This window comes from Mucilaginibacter boryungensis (assembly GCF_015221995.1).
In the GTDB taxonomy this organism is placed as follows: Bacteria; Bacteroidota; Bacteroidia; order Sphingobacteriales; family Sphingobacteriaceae; genus Mucilaginibacter; species Mucilaginibacter boryungensis.
Genome location: NZ_JADFFM010000002.1, coordinates 605,420 through 624,669, shown reverse-complemented (window position 1 = coordinate 624,669; position 19,250 = coordinate 605,420). Strand labels below are relative to the sequence as shown.

The window sequence follows — 19,250 nt, the reverse complement described above, 5'->3', positions numbered from 1 at the left end:
CCGAATATATCCGGAAGCGGCCTTTTTTATTTTGCAGTTACGTTAATTTCCACTCTCATAACAAATCAGGTATTTTCTTGCTATTTTTCCAAATGAAACCCTGCGAAACGAAAACATCATCAAAAGAAATTAATTGCAAGTAATAGAAATTTAATCTTTAATTATTGTTAAATTTTCATTTAATAATATAATGCAGGGTTAACACACGGTTAACATTATAGCTGAACTTTTGTGCTCAAACAAAAATCACAAAATGAAGAAGCTCTTATCTATCATCCTAACCGTTCTGGTTTTAGCTGCAGCAAGTGTGGCTAATGCACAAATCACTACCGGTGTTATTACCGGCAAGGTTACCGACCAAAAAGGCGGAACACTGCCAGGTGTAACTATTAGTGTGGTAAACACCAGTACCGGCACCCGTTACGGCAATCAAACCAATGCCGATGGCCGTTATACTATCTCGAATGTTAACCCCGGAGGGCCTTACACTATTACCGCCAGCTTTGTGGGTTACAAAAAACAAGAATTAACCGGCATTACCATAAACCTTGGCAATGCCACTTATAATTTTAAACTGGAAGATGAAGCTACCGCCTTGAAAGAAGTAGTAGTACGATCAACCGGTGGCGCTACCAAAACAGGGGCCAGCACACGCATTAATCAAAATCAGCTGCGTAATATGCCATCGCTTACCCGCAGCTTGCAGGACCTGACGCGTTTGACTCCGCAAAGCAGCAATAACTCGTTCCAGGGTACCAACTACCGTTACAACAACGTAACGCTTGACGGGGCCATCAATAATGATGCGATCGGGTTCAGTCCATCTTTAGGTGGTCAGAACAACGTATCTGGTCAGGTTGGCAGCAGCACGCGTACCAGCCCGGTATCGTTAGATGCGATACAGGATATACAAGTTTATGTTGCACCTTACGATATCAAAATTGGTAACGTATTAGGGGGTAGTATAAACGCCGTTACCCGCAGCGGTACCAATACGGTTACCGGTTCGGTATATGGCTTCGGTCGTGGAGCATTCCTTATCGGCCCAAACCGCATCCCGGCCAACGTGGGCGGCGATAATTCAAAAGAACCGTCTGCTTTCCATGATTTCCAATTTGGTGCCCGTGTAGGGTTGCCAATTGTGAAAGACAAATTGTTTTTCTTCACTAACGAGGAATTTGCCCGCCGGAAAGACCCGGTGATCTTCCCTGCAGGCAGCGCTGGTGCTAACCCCATCCTTTCTGCACAGGACGCAACAGACATTACCAAAGCATTTACCAGCTACACCGGCGGTTTAAGCCCTGGAACAGCCGGCGAAGCCAGTATATTTTCAAACTCGAACAAGTTTTTCAATCGTTTAGACTGGAACATTAATGAAAAGAACCAGCTGACTTTGCGAAATAACACGATCTCGTCTACCGCTACCAACCTTGAGCGTGATCAGCAGAATTTCCGTTTCAGCGGTATTGATTATACATCGCACAACAACTCAACTTCAACTGTTGCCGAGTTAAAATCAAGGTTTACCAATTCCATCAGCAACAGCTTATTATTTGGTTATTCGAACGTACACGATTATCGTGATCCTAACTCGAACCCGGCATTGCCACAGATCGAGATCACCGGCCGCACCCCTGGTACTACTATCTTCCTGGGTACCGACCGTGAGGCTGCTATATTTGATATGCACCAAAAAACTACCGAGATAACCGATAACTTCACCTTAAACACTGGTAAACACAGCTTTACTTTTGGTACGCATAACGAGTTTTATAACATTACTTACAACTTTGTAAATGCGTGGAACGGTCGCGATTCTTACGCAAGTATTGATGATTTTACTGGCGCGTTCAACTCAAACCCGGCCACCACAGTAACATTTACCCCATCGCGTGTAAGGGCTAACTTTAACTATACCAACAATACCCGCGATTACATTTTAGCTAATCCATCGGCACAGTTTAAAGTGAACCTGTTAAGCTTATATGCACAGGATGAACTGCAGGCTACAGATAATTTAAAAATTACCGGCGGTATCCGTTTAGATTATGCCGGTGTACCTAACAAACAACCGTTAAGCAGCAAAACTACCGGTGCTGCTGCTGACCCTAATTACGGTACTACTTTTACTTACACCCAGCCAAGGAACATCCAGAATAAGTTTTTGGACAATACCGAAATTAACGGCCGTTTATCTTTCAGCTACGATGTTAATGGCGACCAAAGCGTTGTTGTACGTGGTGGTACCGGTACATTCACCGGTCGTGTACCATTTGCATGGTTTGGTTACGCTTTTTATAACAACGGCGATACTTATGGTGCTTACGATAAAAACAATATTAACCGTACATCCAACACCATTACCCCGGGTACTAATCCAACACAAGCGCCTGCCAACGGTGGCTTAGGTTTTGTTAATCAACAAACCAACCCTGTGCCAAATACCAGTGCAAGCGGCCCTACCCAGGTAGATATGATTGATAACAACTTTAAAATGCCACAGGTCTGGAGAAGCAGCTTAGCTGTAGACTATAAAACCCAGGACCAATGGCGGTTCACATTAGAAGGTATTTATACTAAAGTTATTCACGATTTAAAGTTCCAGCAAACCAACACTACCGATCAGGCGACTTATTACCCATACGATACCCAGCACCAACAGCCAATATTTGTGAACAGCAAGCCATCGGCTAACTTTACCAATGCCTATCTGTTGTCAAACACCGATCAGGGTAACCGTTATAGCATCACCGGCCAAATTGGTAAAACATGGCCTATGGGCTTAAATGTTGATTTTGCTTACACCTACGGTCAGTCTAAAGATATCACCAACGGTATCCGCAACTCAATGGAATCAAACTGGCAGTTGAACCAGGCTTTAAACCCTAACGCGCCAACCTTAGCTTATTCTAACTTTGATGTGCGTCACCGTATCATCACTAACCTGAATTATAAAATAAGCAGCAAAAAAGCATCGTCTAACTTTGCTATCTTCTTTAGTGCAACTTCAGGTACCCCGTATTCATTTGGCTTCCTGCCAAGTTCAATTCAGGGAACCGGTCAGCAGGTTAGCTTAGCTTATATTCCAAACGTTGGCGAAACTATTAAACTATTCAGCACTACACCAAATGCGCCAACTGCTGCAGAATCGGCACAGGCGGCTGCATTCGACCAATTTATTGATGGCGACCAATACTTAAAAACCCGCCGTGGTAAATTTACCGAGCGTAATGGTGCGCGCACGCCGTGGAACACTAATGCCGACTTCCGTTTTACCCAGGACTTTAACATTGGTACTGACGCCCATAAGCAAACTTTAACCTTTACATTTGATATCATCAACCTTACTAATTTGTTGAACAAAGCATGGGGACATTACTATTATTCTCCAAATACTTTCAATTCAACATCAAGTATTGGTTTAACCAAAAATGTTACGCCATCGTTTGCTAATGCGGCAACAACTTACCCAACCTACAAATTTGTTAACCCGGGTGTACCTTACGCGGTTGACCAATTTGCTTCGCGTTACCAAATGCAGTTTGGTATTCGCTATTCTTTCTAATAGTTTAACGCAAATATTTTTAAGCCCTGCAATTTTTGCAGGGCTTTTTTTGTTTAAAAATTAATTCAACTGAAAGGATTAATGCTACGCTATCGTCTCATTATCAGGCTGTAAAAATGTCCCTCATTTGTCCCGATTAATTTTATTTTAACTATACGTAAATGCAATATCTTTACATTAATTAAACCTCCATCACCTATGTATCAGTCCCTTTCCTCCGGGCTTAGTGTCTTGAAAAAGCCAGCCCCGCGTAAATTAGCCGTTCTGAATCGTTATGTCTTTTTGCTGTTAATAGCTGTGATAGTATCCGTTAAAACCCATGCGCAGGATTTTTTTCCTCAACAAACAGATTATGGCATAAGGATAGGTACCGATGTTGAATTGCCGGGCAAAAACATGGAGAGCTATAAAAGCACCCTTGGCTATAGTATTGGCTTTATGCGGCTTTTAGATCACATCACCCTTGGTGCTCATTTCTCGTACCGGGAATTTAGGCCCAAAACCCTGATGACAACCACTCAAATAGATGCCGGAAACGAAGCCACACTTACCTATTCAAACTATACCGCTTTTTTATTTTATTTAAGCGGCGTATATAATGTACCCATTACCGAGCGGTTAACAGGTTATGGCGGTATAAATATTGGCATGGGCTACAACACTTCCTATACACACTATACGGATGATAATAATAACATTTACCTGGGTGGGGCCTGTAAACAAGCTTATCTTGCACCTAAACTGGGTGTTGGTTTTGCTGTGCACAATAATGTAGAGATTGATGCGTATACCGGTTATAACCTTTTTATACAAAGCGGGAACCTTAATAATAATCCTCCAAGCGGCTATACGGGCGTTGCGGCTACCAGTTATTCGGCTATTGTAACAGGTATGGGATTGGTATTTAAGTTTTAAGTTAGTATCAGTTAATTAGTGATTGCCATTCAACAACTAATCACTAATTAACCAATCACTGATTACAGATTCTTTCCCAACTTTTCCAGCATTTCGCGCGGAACTTGCTGCAGATCAAGCACCAGGAAACCATCAAGGCAATCGGCGAATTTTGGATCAATGTTAAAACAGATGATCTTTCCGTTTAACGCGATATATTGTCGAAGTAATACCGGGATCTTCATATTACGAGTTTCCACGTCGGATATAATGCTATCCAGTCCTTTCAATGAATCATCAGCGCCTTCCATCAGCAGGTCTGTATCGATCTTGGAAAAATCAACCTTGAATTTTTTACGCGGGCGCACATATTGCGCCATTTCATGGTCGAAATGATGCTTAGTGATATAATCTACAATTAAAGATTTTGAGAATGTGCTGAATGAATTACTGATGCTTACCGGCCCTATCAAATAGCGGTAACGGGGGTTATCCAGTAAATACTTCAATATGCCCTTCCATAATAAAAATAAAGGCAGCGGCTTGCCCTGGTATTCTGAACGGATAAACGAACGCCCCAGTTCGATGCTGCTTTTTAACACGGGAGTAAACTGGCCTTTTATTTTAAAAACTTCAGCGGTATAAAACCCTTTTTTGCCACGACTGTAAAATATTTCATCGCCCAGGCCAATGCGGTAGGCGCCTACAATTAGCTTAGTTTCGCTATCCCAGATAAACAGGTGATGATAGTAAATATCATACTCATCCAAATCGATACTTTTATTAGTGCCTTCGCCCACCTCGCGGAAAGTGATTTCGCGCAAGCGTCCAATTTCGCGTATAATATTGGGGATAGTGGATGTGGGGGCTATAAATACCTCGTAGTTTTTCTCCGTCCAGATCAGGTAATTCTCCCGTAAAGGTTCAAGTTCCTTTTCAATGATATTCCGGTCGGTTTCAAAAGCAATTTCCTCGGGTTCGCTTTTTATTTTGAACAAATTGCGCGGGTTGAATAATTTCTTTTCTTCTTCAAGCCCTGCACCCAAAGCATAGGTTTTGGCACGCAGGTAATTCAGTAGTTTTGCAGGGTTATTACTTTCGGGGATATCTTCAAAATGTATGGGCTTGCCAATGCGTAGCTTAATGGTGTGGCCTTGCTTGTTAAATAATTCCGAGGGTAGCTTTGCAGTGCGTAACGTAGGATGGATCAGGCTAAGCAAATTAAACAACAGGCCATTATTCCCATGGAAATAAATAGGGACCACCGGCACTTTTGCTTTCGCGATGATCTTTCCTACAACCGGATGCCACTTGCGGTCGGTTACCTGCTGGGTTTCAATTTTATAGGTGGACACTTCGCCCGCGGGAAATATGCCGATAGGGGTGCCTCCCGCCAGTAAGCCCAGTGTGCTTTTTATCCCGCTGATACTGGATGAATGATCGATATTTTCAAAGGGGTTTACGGCAATAAAGTACTCACTCAGGTTAGGTATTTTCTTCAGCAGGAAGTTGGCCATCAGTTTAGCATCAGGCCGAACCATGCAGAGCATTTTTAATAACACCAGCCCTTCAACACCGCCATAAGGGTGATTGGCAATAGCGATAAAAGCGCCGTCGGCAGGGATATGACGCAGTTCGGTTTCGTCAAAATCAACCGTAACCCCAACTCCTTCTAAAATAGCATCAATAAATTCAATACCGTGTTTATGCTGGGCGCTGGCAAACAATTCGTTCACCTGGTTTATCTTCATAATTTCCATTAGCAACGCAGCAAGACCGGGCATTTTCAGCTTGTCCAGCCCTATAGCTTTTGCAAATTCGTTGGTGGTTATTATTTTCATTTTTCGCGGCAGGGGTATATTGTGTTTAAGAGTTAAATATCCTTAAAAATTCTTTATTTTACGCCAATATTTAGCTATAACCATGCCTTCGCCTCTTAAAAATTACTTGTCAGTTACTAAAAAGGAGTGGAACGGATTAATTGTTCTGCTTATACTGATAACTTTGGTTTTGGCTGCCCCCGGTGTTTATAAAAAACTGCATCCTTACAAGCTGGTAAATCCAAATGGCTTTGATGAGGCGGCCGCACGGTTACCAAAAATGGACGCTGATACCACTAAACTCAACAACGTCAAATTATTTTTGTTCGATCCCAATCATTTACCCGATACAGCCTGGCAAAAATTGGGATTAAACGAACACCAAATAACCACCATTAAAAATTATGAAGCTAAGGGCGGCAGGTTTTACAACAAGGCCGATCTGAAGAAAATATACGCAATCAGCAGCGATGATTACAAGCGCCTTGCCCCTTACATTAACCTGCCCGAAAAATCAAATTATACTGCAAAGACCAACGCGGTTGTGGACATTAACACTACCGACACTATTAAACTTACCCAAATAGGCGGCATTGGTAATGGTTTTGCCACACGCATTATCCGCTACCGCGACAGGTTGGGTGGTTTCTGCAAAAAAGAACAATTGAAGGAAATTTACGGGATAGATTCTGCAATGTATTTAGACATTGCGCCGTTTATTAAGATTGATGCACGGAAGATCAGCAAGATCAATATCAATCACCCGGATAAAGACCGCCTGCTGGTATTCCCTTATTTGACTTACAAGCAAAAAAATGCCATTGTTGAATATCGAAATCAACATGGCGACTACACTCAACTGAGCGATTTAAAGAACATTCCTATTATTGATGACGGAATTTTGCGTAAAATTGAACCATACATCAGTTTTAAATGATAGAACAACAAATTAAAAGCGCCATAAGGGATATTCCAGACTTTCCGAAACCCGGTATTGTATTTAAGGATATCACCCCTATTTTAAAAGACCCTATACTTTGTGATAAGATACTTGATGCTTTTACCGAGCGACTAAAAGATACCAAAATAGATGTAGTTGCGGGGGTTGAAAGTCGCGGATTTTTGTTTGGGTTATCCTTGGCATGCCGGTTAGGCGTGCCGTTTATCCCGGTGCGTAAGGCCGGTAAATTGCCGTTTACCATTAAACAAAAAGCGTATAAACTGGAATACGGCACCGCCACTATTGAACTGCATACTGATGCCTTTGAACCCGGTCAGCACATATTGATACACGACGACCTGCTGGCCACCGGCGGCACCGTAACCGCAGCCAGTGAACTGATAAAAGAAATGGGCGGCGTAGTAGCAGGCTTCAGTTTTGTGGTTGGTCTTGGTTTTTTAAATGGCCGCGAAAGGATACAGCCAATAAGTGATAAAATTTTGGTACTGGCGGATTATTAGGCACTGCAAGAAAACGTGATGAAAAAGATACGTCATGCTGAGCTTGTTTCGGCATTGAGGTTAATAGTTAGTAACAAACAAATGCTCAATAAAAACACCATACCCAACGGGATTATCATGGGGCTGATATTGCCCGTTATAGCCGCCTTGATTTTTGAGGTAGTGATGCATCCTATCTGGATTACGGCAAACCGGGGCTTGCCATACTTTATAGTGGCAGCTTTAAACCTGGGTGTATTGCGCTACTTTGCCGGCAAGCACCAGGAGAAGACTGTGCAGGGTATTATGCTGGTTACTTTTGTGTTTTTAATAGTGGTTTATTTTTTCAGATATAAATAAATGAAGTACTACCTGGTAGCGGGCGAAGCGTCGGGCGACTTACACGGCGCCAACCTGATGAAGGCACTGAAGGAGCGCGATCCCGAAGCTGAATTCCGGTACTTTGGCGGCGACTTAATGCAGGCCCAGGGCGGTAGGCTGGTAAAGCATTATGCTGATATGGCCTTTATGGGTTTTGTAGAAGTATTGGCCAACCTGCGCACCATATTTAAAAACCTGAAAGCATGCAAAACAGATATTAGCGCCTGGCAGCCCGATGTGGTAATATTGATCGATTTTCCAGGCTTTAACCTGAAGATCGCTGATTTTGCCAAAGCGCAAGGTTTTAAAACCTGCTACTATATCTCGCCAAAAGTTTGGGCCTGGAACCAAAAACGCGTCCTGAAAATAAAACGCGTGGTCGATCATATGTTCTGCATCCTGCCCTTCGAGGTTGACTTTTACAACAAATGGGGTATGCATGTAGATTATGTAGGCAACCCGCTGTTGGATGCCATAGCAGCATTTGAGCCTACCGCAGGTTTTCTTAAGGAATACCACCTGACAGGTAAGAGGATCATAGCGCTGTTACCCGGTAGTCGCAAACAAGAGATCAGCAGGTTATTACCTGATATGCTGGCGGTAACAGCACAGTTCCCTCATCATCAATTTGTAATTGCCGGTGCGCCATCGTTTGATAAAGCTTATTACGATCAATACGTGGATAAGCAGGAAATACCCGTTGTATTCAATGCCACCTACGATTTGCTCACCCACGCCGAAGCTGCAATTGTAGCATCGGGCACAGCTACGCTGGAAACGGCTTTATTTAATGTGCCGCAAGTAGTGGTTTATAAAGGTGGCGCTATTAGTATTGCTATTGCACGCATGGTGGTATCTATCAAATTTATATCACTTGTAAACCTGATTATGAATAAACTGGTAGTGAAGGAACTGATACAGGAAGATTGTAACCCACAGCAAATAGCTACAGAACTAAACTTGCTATTAAATGATGCAGCCTATCGCACCCAAATGTTAACTAATTACGATGAACTTGACGTGTATATGGGTACCCCCGGCGCGTCAGCTAAGGCCGCTGAATTAATTTTGGGATATTTGAAAGGTTGAATCTGGAATTAGTTCGAAATGAAAAGGCGGTGGATAAAAATAAGGCCCTCTGTTTACAAAGGGCCTTACCGTTTTCAATAGGTAATGTAAAAGAATTTTACAGGTAGATATAGGTTAGGCAGCTTGTTTCTGCTGTATACCTGCTTTACGGATAGTTGGATTTTTATCATGGAAAGCTTTCAGGTCCTCCATCAATATCTTTATCAATTGGTTGTCAAACTGGGCAACTAATTTACTCGGTGCTGGTTTACTGTTATAGTTTTTCATGGTTGAATGTTTTATAGTTAAATGTTTTGACTATGCTGCATTTAAACGATTGTTAAAGCCATTTTGGATAGTATTAACAAGATTGGCTTTAGTATTTTTAGCAACCGATAGGTCATTTATCAGGATGTTTTTTAACTCGTTATCAAAACGGTCCATCATTTTGGTTACAGATAATTTTTTTTGAGCTTTCATAGTGGTAATGTTTTTGTTGAAATGTTATTTAACTAATTCTTTTTTTCTTTATCAATATGATCGGTTTCAGTAAGGTTATCTTTACGGCGCTTAGCCTCTTCGTATTGCCTTTGTATCTGTTCCTTGTCACGTTCGTCTGAAGGCTCGGTAGGATGTTGTGGGTCTTCCCACTCTTTTTCCTCTTCCGGTTGTTCCATATTTGGGTTAGTGACTATCATTTTCAATTTTTAACTGATCTGTTATTGGTTATTCCAATTCAGTGCCAAAAATCAATTAGTAACCTAAAAAAGTCTCATAACAGCGCGTTTGGAATTAAAAAAGTGTATAAGCAGGCGCTATACGTAGGATATCGCATCAAAAAAAGCTACATTAAAACCTACACTATGTTTTGTAGAGTGGTCAGGAGCGGACGGTTTGATGATGCACTTTCATCTTTTGATGGTTAAGTAGATGGACCACCAGCACGATGGACGATAAAGCGATGCCAATAGTACATACGCCGTTCCACTGGTATTTATCCCAAACTATAGTAGCCAGAAATGTTCCCAGTGAACCGCCAATAAAGTAAGACACCATATATATAGTATTGATACGGTTACGTGCCGATGGATTTAATGCAAAAATAATAGCCTGGTTAGAGATATGTGTAGCCTGCACGCCGACATCCATTAGTATTACACCAACCGCCAGGCCAATAAGGGTATAACCCCATACCATAAATACTATAAAGGATACAATAATTAAAATGATTGTGAAAGCCGACAATTTATAAGCGTTTGTCTTATCGCTTAGGCGACCCATTAATCCGGCGGCTACTGCGCCTAAAGCACCTAATAAACCGAAAGCGCCGGCCACATCGCTACCCAAATTAAAATGCTGTTTTAATAAAAATACAATGGTTGTCCAAAATGCACTGAAACTGGCAAAACACAAAGCGCCACGAAATGAAGCTAAACGCAAGGCAGGTTCTTCTTTAAACAGTTTAACAAGCGATCTCATTAAGGTGGCATATTTACCAGTATAATCGGCCTCAACCTTTGGTAGTTGCAAATAAACCAGCAGCCATATCAGCAACATCATACCGGCAGCTATATAAAACATGGTCCGCCATCCAAAATGTTCGCCAACAAAACCACTTACCGTGCGGGATAATAGTATGCCTATCAAAAGGCCACTCATAATAAAGCCAATTTTTTTTCCCCGTTCCCGGGGCTTAGCAAGGTGCGCAGCCATAGGTATCATTAATTGTGGAATAACCGAGGTAATGCCTACAAATAAACTGGCTATTAATAATACTAAAATATTGGGTGCCCAGGCAGCTACTAAAAGGGAGGTGACCATAAACACAAAATCTATCAGCATTAGTTTGCGGCGTTCAAACATATCGCCCAGCGGGACAATAAATAATAATCCGATACCATAACCTACTTGAGTAATCATAGCCACTTGTCCAACTTTTGCTGTGCTTATATGATAAGTAACGGCAATATCATTCAGTAAAGGCTGATTATAATAAATGTTGGCTACTACAAAACCTGTAGTTATGGTCATTATCCATAAAATCAGTGGAGTTAGCTGCGGTTGAGTCGGTTTTTTATCGTTCATGTGCTTTTTACACGAAATTTTAACAATAAATTGATTAAAATTTAACGTTAACTAAAGTTTTGATGTTTTCTGTTAGCTATTTGCTGTTGTTATGGCTTGTATTTTTATGTATTTACAATAATTTTAATAAAAAGGTATGATTTTGTTTGTTTTTTCATGTGATGTTAATGATAATTGTATATATTTACACCGTAAAGAATAAAAAATAGCTCATGACTATTGATTTTTTATAGTAAATATGTTTTTTGATATAAGTATGACAATTTTTAGTGAAAAAAATTAAAATTTTTTAACAGATATCAAAACTAAGTGTTACTTTTACACCGTATTAAAAATACACAAAATAGTCTTCTCATAATTTAGGTTTATAATTGGTTAGTAAAGGCCCCTGCCCATCAGGGGCTTTACTTTTTTAAAGCTTTTTGGCCCGCAAAAATACATTCCATATTTATTTATACCAGTGTAATGAAAGTAAAATTTGTGTTTGATGAACTTTTTTTTACTTTTGCCATCCCGATGGGGAAGTCCTAAGCCAGAGGTCATAAGTCTGTAGTAAAAAAACATGACTTTCGACTATGAACTTTAGACTTGCAAAAGGGGGGATTAGCTCAGCTGGCTAGAGCGCTTGCATGGCATGCAAGAGGTCATCGGTTCGACTCCGATATTCTCCACACTGATTTTTAGGCACTTACAAATTATTGTAAGTGCTTTTTATTTTCACAGAACTCCAAGACTGATTTAAAAGAGTTTAATGTAAAAATGCCTTTTGTGGTTTTAAGGCATAGATAGCACCTCATTCCAAAAGGTAAATTCTGCTTTACCATCGAGAAATGATTCCGCGAGCTTCATAAATGCGATCATGTGTGGCTCTTGCATATGCCGACCCAGAAATATTTCTTTTGAATCCCATTTTTCAATGATCTGCAGTTGCTGAGGATCATCAGGGTTATCGTATACACCAATATCCTTACAGGCGCTTTCTCTTTCAATTACTGTTTTAATTATTGCCTCAAGCTCAAATTTTGCAGTTTCCATTTTACCGGGCTTTATCCTGCTTGTAATTAAAACTGTTACTGGTTTTGAATCGTTATTCATATCGGCTCGGTCCTAATCGTTTTCTACCTGGTAATGAAGTTGAACTGTATTCCCGTTTAATTTAGATACTTGCAACAGGTTAAGCTTTAGCTCACCAGTTACATTTTTTAATAATGGCAAGCCACCGTCAAACAATACAGGCTCAACGATAAAATAGATCTCATCGACCAACCCGGCGTTTATAAATTGACTGATGGTCATTGTTCCGCCAATAATTACCGCGTCAGCATAGCCTTCGCGTTCCAACATTTTTTTGATTTTAACTGGACCTTCTTTGGTGAATTTTACGGTTGGATTATCCGGCTTTGCGGTGTCATTTGTAGTTAAAACAATTGTTGTTCCTTCCTCCTTAAGTGGTAAGTGATCGGGTGCAATAATGTTATAGGTGGTTTTACCCATAATTACCGCTTTAAATTTCTGACTTATAGCATACATGCCCTGACCGTATTCAGGGGACAACCAATCCGGTACATTCCTTGAATTTGAAATAAGTCCGTTCGCGGAAGTTGCGATATAAACGCTAATTTTCATTGTTGTTATTATTATAGTTTAGTAAATTGACGTTGTAAATTCAACACCTTTTGTTAAACTGAATGTTATCAGATAATAGGTAAAATTGAGACCATTTTGCATCCAATGCAATAACTGACAAAATTGTTAGTGATCAAATTTGCAATTATGAGGAAAAAAGAATCTACCGATTATGCTAATGAACAGTCATTATTTGAACTTTGTGAGCGTAATTCAGCTATCAGTATGATCAGCGGACGTTGGAAGGGACAGATAGTTTATTACATTTCCCAGGGAAATGATAGATTTCATCTGTTACAACAAAAACTGCCCAATATTTCTGAGACGGTCTTAGCAAGGCAGCTAAAGGAATTGGAAACCCACGCAATTTTGGTAAAAAGAGAAATCCCAAATACGGTTCCGACGGGTATAAAATATATATTAACCAACAAAGGGGTTGACCTGGTTCCCATTTTAGACAGTTTATGCAGCTGGGGCAAATTGTATGCCGATGGAAAAGCAATCGTAGTTCCCGCGGAAAATGGAGCTACTGCCATCGCCAAAGCCGTGGTTGAGCCTATCCCGTATTAGTTTGATATTTCTTGTCAGTGGACTTTATTAGCATCTATTAGCTACCAAATCATTTTTGTTACTCTAACTGCGTAAAGACTTATTGAGACGTTGATCTGCCTGATTAACAAATGCTTCCAAATTATAAATTACCGTTTGAAGTTAATTTAAAAACAGTAACTTTGTATAACAAAGTACTTTTATTCTTTTTGTTTATGAATATTTCTACACTTGACAGCATACATTCCCAGATAAAGCAGAATAGTTGGATACGATATTTTGCTGTTTTTAATCGCGTAGCATTGGCCGCCGGATTCTTAATTGCAGGCATGGTGAAAATTGTTGGAGAGCGGTTTGCCAGTGGCTTATCCGTTAACCACCCAATGGGGCATTATCTGGACGCCCTTCACCAAACAGGTTATTACTACACATTTATTGGCATTGCCCAGATAGCGGCAGCCATTTTGCTGCTGATACCCCGCACGGCGTTACTTGGAGCTTTGCTTTATTTTCCTATTATATTAAATATCTGTGTTTTATCACTTGCGGTACGTTTTGAAGGATCATTACTTTCCTCACCTTTAATGGTATTATCCAATTTGTTTCTCTTATGCTGGTATTATGATAGGCTAAAATATATCCTGCCTATTAAACCAGCTACAATTAATAAACATATCGAAGGCGAGGGGCAGATCAGTAATAAGTTCCCTGTAAAATTTTTTGCTGCTGTTGTTACAACTGTTATTGTTTTAGTGCTGGTGCTTACCCATATATATCATATTATGCCGCGCAATAATATTGCCGATTGTAAACAACAATGTAACAGCGATAAAAACCCCAACGCCTGTAACGTTTTTTGCGATTGTATCCATAAAAAAGGCTTCTCTCTTCAGAAAAGCCTGGACGAATATCAGAATGCGTTGAAGAATAATAAGTAATGAAATTAGCAGTTATTTGTCTGCAGAAATTTTAAAGGTTATTTTATTCTCTATAATACTACCCGCATGTAGTGGATATTCAAATTCGGCAGCCTGACTGTGAAAGAAGCTCTCTGCTCCAAGATTGCTGTAACCGGCAAGCAATAACCGAATGTTTTTATCAGTGCCCAACCAGCACCGCGAATGCTGAGAGCCGTCTGAAGTCAAGACAAGTTTACCGAATTTGCTTTCAAGGGCCAGTTTTTTTATATTCATTTTTGTCGACCGGAAATCGTTGGTACCTAAACTGTTTTGATCTGCCGACCACGACGCTAAAGGTTGATGCAGAGGCCCGGCCGGGCCGGAAAATGGCTGAGCATTTGAAACATACACTGTACCACTTAAACGACCTATATGGTCTTTCGGGTAATAATTCCATAGCCCTTCCCGAACCCAACTCATCACAGAAAAATCAGCGGGCAGTTTGAAGACCATTCCCCATTGCCTTGGGTTTATATTTTTAGTTAAGGTATAATGATATTGTACCTCCACACTTCCGTTGGTATTAAATCGGTAAGTAGTTGTTCCTGTTGCCTCATCATACTGGTCCCAAACCTGTATGGTAAACATTTGTAGTTGTGTTTGATACGTTATTTTAGTAATTATATGATTGTCCGCCGTATGGTTGTAAGGTGAAAAGTCTTTTCGCTTACCCCGCATTTGCACGCCATCGCCCTCGGGATTAAGCGGAAGTATCATTAACTGGCCAAAATCATTAATAATTTGCATGTGGTTTGCATACATCTGCAGCCCAGGCAGGCTGCTGTTATTCAATACTATATGTATTTTCCCAGCCGTAGCCCTTACCAAATCATTTTTTGTTTCATAACGCCAGTTTATTTTATTACTGGCAACTTGTTTCGCAATTTGCTTATTAAACACTGGAACGATATTATCGAATAGATATTCGTCGATTAGCATGTGCCTGGCATCGATTACTTCCAGTTTTAGCTTTTGGTCGGCCGTGGGTTTTGTGCAAAAAACCTTTATCGTATCAGATTTTCCCGGGGCAATATCCGGTTTCAATATTCCACTGGCTACACCAAGGTTCCATCTTAATTCACACTCGTTTAAGTTTGTGAAGCAATGCCGGTTCTGTACAACGTACTTTACATAGCCATTTTGCCAGTTCCCGTACGGTTTTATTTTAACAGGCGAATAAGCTTTCTTCATATGCCAGTACTCCGGTTTCAAACGCCGCCAGGCATCAATTACTCCCCAGGACCCAAAGCCAACCACCGTGCTGTCTGGCAATATAAAGGTGTCATCAATACCGGCCCATAATGCACCACCTAATATTCCGCGCGATGCGTACATCCTTTCCCACATATCTGCCATACCAATGCCCCAGGCATCGCGTAAGCCGGGGTCGGTAGCTAATTCGTATCTGTTATATGCGTTAAGATGGCAGTATTCATCAAATATAATTGGCCTGGCAGAATTTTTATATTTACCTATGCCGTCAGGGCCGGGATAATGCTGGTTACCAATTTCCAGTTCACCATTGTCACCATTAGGTTCGTATTGGCTAAAATTTCTTGGGCGGGACGGGTCTGCTTGTTTAACAAGTTCACTTGTCTTTTTAAAGTACTCGACATATTTTTTACTTTCATTTCCCATCGACCAAATTAAAACCGAAGGGTGCGACTTGAAAAAATCAACCATATCAAGCGTTTGGTTTACCAATATTTGTTGATAGAGGCTTGGAGGGACCGCAGCCCTTTCTGCCCAGCAAAACGGAGCCTCGATTTCTAAAAACATGCCTATGCTATCGCAGGCCTGTACCAATTCCTCCGGAGGAGGATAATGTGAAGTTCGTATATAATTTACATTGCCATGCGCAAAAATTTTAACATCCTCCACACATTGCGTCGCTGTAACTACCCGGCCGTTCAATGGCATAATATCATGATGACAAACACCCCGTAATTTAATCGGGTTATTATTCACAAATAATTGATTGCCCCGCAATTCAATTTGCCTGAAGCCTATTTTAAGTTCAGTGCTTTCTTCAACCTGTCCCTCAATCAGCAACTTAACATTACAGGTGTAAAGATTGGGATGTTCACTATCCCACTTAGCAGGGTGGGGTATATCAAACTGATAAGATGAGAATAGGACTGAAGCCGGTTGGATAGGATCATGGATTAGTATTTGCCTGGTATATACTGTGCCATGGGTTTTATTATTAACAAGTTCAAATAGCAAAGTTGGCTTAACTGGCTGCTTGCCTTCATTTTTTAAAGTAAATTTTGTAGTAAGGATGGCGTTATCATAGTTTCTGTCAAATTTAGTGTCCGCCTGAAATTCACCTATATTGACCGGCGGTAACGCAATCAACTGTATTTTGCGTGTAATGCCACCCAGTGCATGTACTGCGTAACTACTTGCTGCAGAAGTACTATCCGCAAAGCCTTCATTTTTAACTTTGATAGCCAGCTGCAAATTATGATTTTCACCTAAAAAATCGGTGATATCAATTTCAAAAGGTGTAAACCCACCTATATGTGATGTTGCTAACCTGCCATTAACATACACCTGGGATTCGCTATATATACCATCGCAACGTAGCTTAATTCGCCGCCCCGTCCATTCATCAGGAATGATCCATTTTGATGCATATCCTGCCCATGTGTTTTTAGTGACTTTAAATCCTTGCATTACCCACTCGCCGGGAACACGGATTTGTTTCCACGATGAGTTTGTCCACGATGACTCTTTTTCAAACCCTGGTTCGGGTGCAGGGTTAAAAAGCCAGTTGCCAGCAAGATTTTTTACCCAAATGCTGCGGCCAGTAGTTGGAAGCGGGCTTATAGATCTATTTGTTACTGTATCTGCTCCATATAATAAATTAACGCAGCATAATAAAATAACAATGCATATGATTTTAAAAGGCATAAAGAGATGATCAAGTAATTCCGATTAAAGTTAATGCCGCAAAGCGCATGTAACCTATACCGATTTTACTCATTTTAGACACTATCTTATTGATTTGCCTTGAAGGCGGTAACATTACTTGCTGCACTTGTCCGCAAATAATATATGAATTATAGCTACCGCAAAAGCTAAAAAAGAACAGGTTTTATTAATAACAGAGGGCAAAATGTCAATTTAAGGTTGTAGCTTATTGGAAATGAAGTGCTTAAAAATGCCTTAAAAATAAAATTAAAAAAGCCTTGCAGGCAAAATGTAATAGTCCTATATTTGCACCACTCTAAACAAAACGGTTAAACGTTTTAAAAAGTGATGATTCCGTAGCTCAGCCGGTAGAGCATAACACTTTTAATGTTGGGGTCCTGGGTTCGAGTCCCAGCGGGATCACAAAATAGCCTCTCTAATTTTTTTAGAGAGGCTATTTGCATTTATGGCATAATATGATAAATAACGCCTGTAATATTACTGTAAGTGACCATCATCATTGATATTTGCCATTGTTAATTGAATGATGCGAATAACAACTGCTTTAAGTTAATAACGCAAAATTGAAATAACTTACATATGTCTTCTTACATGAAAGGAACTGTGCTGCTTATTGGCTTTTGGCTTTCTTTTATCTCCTGCAATTCTACTAAAACCAATACCGGAAAAATAAAAGCAGTTGAAATTAAAAAGGAAAATGGAAAATATACTTTGTATCGCAATGGAAAGCCTTTTATAATTAAAGGCGGAGCGGGGTATACCCATTTAAAAGAGTTACACGAAATTGGTGGCAATACCATACGGGTATGGGATACTTTGCAATTAACTAAAGTTTTGGATTCGGCAAAAGCCAATCATTTGGCGGTTATAGTTGGAATACCTTTACCGCTTAATGACAACATGGATATTTTTTATAATAATGACGTCAAGGTTAATGCGAGCTTTAAAAAAATCACCCAGACGGTTAATAAGTTCAAAAATCACCCTGCTTTGTTATGCTGGTGTTTAGGTAACGAGATAGCGTTCCCATGGAAGCCGAATTTCAATAGGTTTTACAAAGCGTTTAATAGCATTGTGGATATGATCCACCGGGATGACCCGGATCACCCTGTTACTACAACTATCATGACGTTTAGACGTAAAAATATTGCCAATATTAAATTACGTACAAATGTTGATTTCATTTCTTTTAACATATTTGGTTCGATCCATACATTGGCTAAAGATTTAGACGATTTTAAATGGTTGTGGAATGGCCCATTTTTAATTACTGAGTGGGGGATAGAAGGACCATGGAGAAAGGACAAGCAAAACGCATGGGCTGCAAAAATTGAGTATAACAGCACTGAAAAGGCAGACCAGTATTTATCAATATATCAAAAATTTATGCCGGTAAACAACCCAGGATTTTTAGGGGAAATGGTTTTTTACTGGGGCCAAAAGCAAGAACTGACCCCCACCTGGTTTAGTATGTTTGATAAAAACGGTACAAAAACTGAAGCGGTTAATACTATGCAATATATTTGGACAGGTAAACAAGCAACTTACCATGCACCTGCTGTTAAATACATGTTGATTAATGGTAAAGACGGGCCCGACAATATTTTTTTAAAGCCTGATAGTATAACTCAAGCTATCGTTCATTTAGATAAACCCGAAAAGGGTCTAACGTTTAAATGGCAGTTAATTGCCGAAGACTGGTTTAGCCCTAATAACATATTTAGTGCAAAAGAGCCAAAGACTATTGAACATGCTATAGTTGAGATTAACGGTACAGGTATAAAGTTTAAAGCACCCAATACCGAAGGCCCTTACCGCCTATTAGCTTTTGTGTACAATAAACAGGGTTATGTTGCTACCTGCAACACTCCATTTTACGTGCTTGCCAATCCATGATTACTAAACCTATACAGCCCCCATCGGGTA

The 19,250-nt window shown here is 40.3% G+C and carries 17 protein-coding genes and 2 tRNA genes; 11 read left to right on the top strand and 8 right to left on the bottom strand.

Features of this window, described 5'->3' with window-relative positions; genetic code table 11:
- Positions 1-253 precede the first annotated feature (253 nt).
- Positions 254-3,565 carry a TonB-dependent receptor gene (locus IRJ18_RS15690; RefSeq protein WP_194107256.1) on the top strand — a complete coding sequence of 1,104 codons (3,312 nt, stop codon included), beginning with the start codon at positions 254-256 and terminating at the stop codon, positions 3,563-3,565.
- A 231-nt stretch (positions 3,566-3,796) separates the two neighbouring features.
- On the top strand, positions 3,797-4,480 hold the full coding sequence (locus tag IRJ18_RS15685) for a hypothetical protein (protein ID WP_194107255.1): 684 nt from the start codon (positions 3,797-3,799) through the stop codon (positions 4,478-4,480).
- Positions 4,481-4,542: 62 nt separating this feature from the next.
- Here IRJ18_RS15685 and IRJ18_RS15680 read toward each other — a convergent pair whose 3' ends face one another.
- Positions 4,543-6,300: a lysophospholipid acyltransferase family protein gene (locus IRJ18_RS15680; RefSeq protein WP_194107254.1), complete on the bottom strand. Its 1,758-nt coding sequence runs from the start codon at positions 6,298-6,300 to the stop codon at positions 4,543-4,545.
- A gap of 106 nt (positions 6,301-6,406) precedes the next feature.
- On the opposite strand from IRJ18_RS15680, the gene IRJ18_RS15675 reads away from it, so the two are divergent.
- From IRJ18_RS15675 to lpxB, 4 genes are read left to right on the top strand one after another with little or no spacing between them, the layout of a single operon-like run.
- The gene (locus tag IRJ18_RS15675) at positions 6,407-7,216 is read left to right on the top strand and encodes a helix-hairpin-helix domain-containing protein (RefSeq protein ID WP_194107253.1); all 810 of its coding nucleotides are present in this window, start codon (positions 6,407-6,409) and stop codon (positions 7,214-7,216) included.
- Positions 7,213-7,740, top strand: coding sequence for an adenine phosphoribosyltransferase (locus IRJ18_RS15670; protein ID WP_194107252.1), 528 nt, complete (start codon positions 7,213-7,215; stop codon positions 7,738-7,740). Before IRJ18_RS15675 ends, IRJ18_RS15670 begins: the two co-directional genes overlap by 4 nt.
- A gap of 18 nt (positions 7,741-7,758) precedes the next feature.
- Positions 7,759-8,079, top strand: coding sequence for a hypothetical protein (locus IRJ18_RS15665; RefSeq protein WP_194107251.1), 321 nt, complete (start codon positions 7,759-7,761; stop codon positions 8,077-8,079).
- Positions 8,080-9,189 (top strand): lipid-A-disaccharide synthase, encoded by a 1,110-nt coding sequence (gene lpxB / locus IRJ18_RS15660; RefSeq protein WP_194107250.1) that lies wholly within the window; start codon positions 8,080-8,082, stop codon positions 9,187-9,189. It abuts the gene before it with no gap.
- 114 nt (positions 9,190-9,303) lie between these two features.
- Here the strand turns inward: lpxB and IRJ18_RS15655 are convergent, their stop codons facing one another.
- From IRJ18_RS15655 to IRJ18_RS15640, 4 genes are all read right to left on the bottom strand, one after another.
- Positions 9,304-9,456 carry a hypothetical protein gene (locus tag IRJ18_RS15655; RefSeq protein WP_194107249.1) on the bottom strand — a complete coding sequence of 51 codons (153 nt, stop codon included), beginning with the start codon at positions 9,454-9,456 and terminating at the stop codon, positions 9,304-9,306.
- A gap of 30 nt (positions 9,457-9,486) precedes the next feature.
- Positions 9,487-9,648, bottom strand: a complete 162-nt coding sequence (locus tag IRJ18_RS15650; RefSeq protein ID WP_194107248.1) for a hypothetical protein — start codon at positions 9,646-9,648, stop codon at positions 9,487-9,489.
- 32 nt (positions 9,649-9,680) lie between these two features.
- On the bottom strand, positions 9,681-9,866 hold the full coding sequence (locus IRJ18_RS15645) for a hypothetical protein (protein WP_194107247.1): 186 nt from the start codon (positions 9,864-9,866) through the stop codon (positions 9,681-9,683).
- A 181-nt stretch (positions 9,867-10,047) separates the two neighbouring features.
- Positions 10,048-11,253, bottom strand: a complete 1,206-nt coding sequence (locus IRJ18_RS15640) for an MFS transporter (RefSeq protein ID WP_228072894.1) — start codon at positions 11,251-11,253, stop codon at positions 10,048-10,050.
- A 597-nt stretch (positions 11,254-11,850) separates the two neighbouring features.
- Here IRJ18_RS15640 and IRJ18_RS15635 point away from each other — a divergent pair.
- Positions 11,851-11,924, top strand: a tRNA-Ala gene (locus tag IRJ18_RS15635).
- A 103-nt stretch (positions 11,925-12,027) separates the two neighbouring features.
- Here IRJ18_RS15635 and IRJ18_RS15630 read toward each other — a convergent pair.
- Together IRJ18_RS15630 and IRJ18_RS15625 are read right to left on the bottom strand one after the other, a co-directional pair.
- Complete coding sequence (locus IRJ18_RS15630; protein WP_194107246.1) at positions 12,028-12,348, bottom strand: putative quinol monooxygenase; 321 nt, start codon at positions 12,346-12,348, stop codon at positions 12,028-12,030.
- Between the two features lie 12 nt (positions 12,349-12,360).
- Positions 12,361-12,879 carry a dihydrofolate reductase family protein gene (locus tag IRJ18_RS15625; protein ID WP_194107245.1) on the bottom strand — a complete coding sequence of 173 codons (519 nt, stop codon included), beginning with the start codon at positions 12,877-12,879 and terminating at the stop codon, positions 12,361-12,363.
- A gap of 147 nt (positions 12,880-13,026) precedes the next feature.
- Here IRJ18_RS15625 and IRJ18_RS15620 point away from each other — a divergent pair, with 147 nt between their 5' ends.
- The gene (locus IRJ18_RS15620; RefSeq protein WP_194107244.1) at positions 13,027-13,449 is read left to right on the top strand and encodes a winged helix-turn-helix transcriptional regulator; all 423 of its coding nucleotides are present in this window, start codon (positions 13,027-13,029) and stop codon (positions 13,447-13,449) included.
- A 194-nt stretch (positions 13,450-13,643) separates the two neighbouring features.
- Complete coding sequence (locus IRJ18_RS15615; RefSeq protein WP_194107243.1) at positions 13,644-14,366, top strand: DoxX family protein; 723 nt, start codon at positions 13,644-13,646, stop codon at positions 14,364-14,366.
- Between the two features lie 12 nt (positions 14,367-14,378).
- On the opposite strand, the gene IRJ18_RS15610 is transcribed toward IRJ18_RS15615, so the two are convergent.
- Complete coding sequence (locus tag IRJ18_RS15610) at positions 14,379-17,303, bottom strand: glycoside hydrolase family 2 TIM barrel-domain containing protein (RefSeq protein ID WP_194107242.1); 2,925 nt, start codon at positions 17,301-17,303, stop codon at positions 14,379-14,381.
- A gap of 350 nt (positions 17,304-17,653) precedes the next feature.
- Here IRJ18_RS15610 and IRJ18_RS15605 point away from each other — a divergent pair.
- Both IRJ18_RS15605 and IRJ18_RS15600 read left to right on the top strand, forming a co-directional pair.
- Positions 17,654-17,726: transfer RNA gene (locus IRJ18_RS15605), tRNA-Lys, on the top strand.
- Between the two features lie 177 nt (positions 17,727-17,903).
- Positions 17,904-19,220: a glycoside hydrolase family 2 TIM barrel-domain containing protein gene (locus IRJ18_RS15600; protein WP_194107241.1), complete on the top strand. Its 1,317-nt coding sequence runs from the start codon at positions 17,904-17,906 to the stop codon at positions 19,218-19,220.
- The last annotated feature ends 30 nt before the right edge of the window (positions 19,221-19,250 follow it).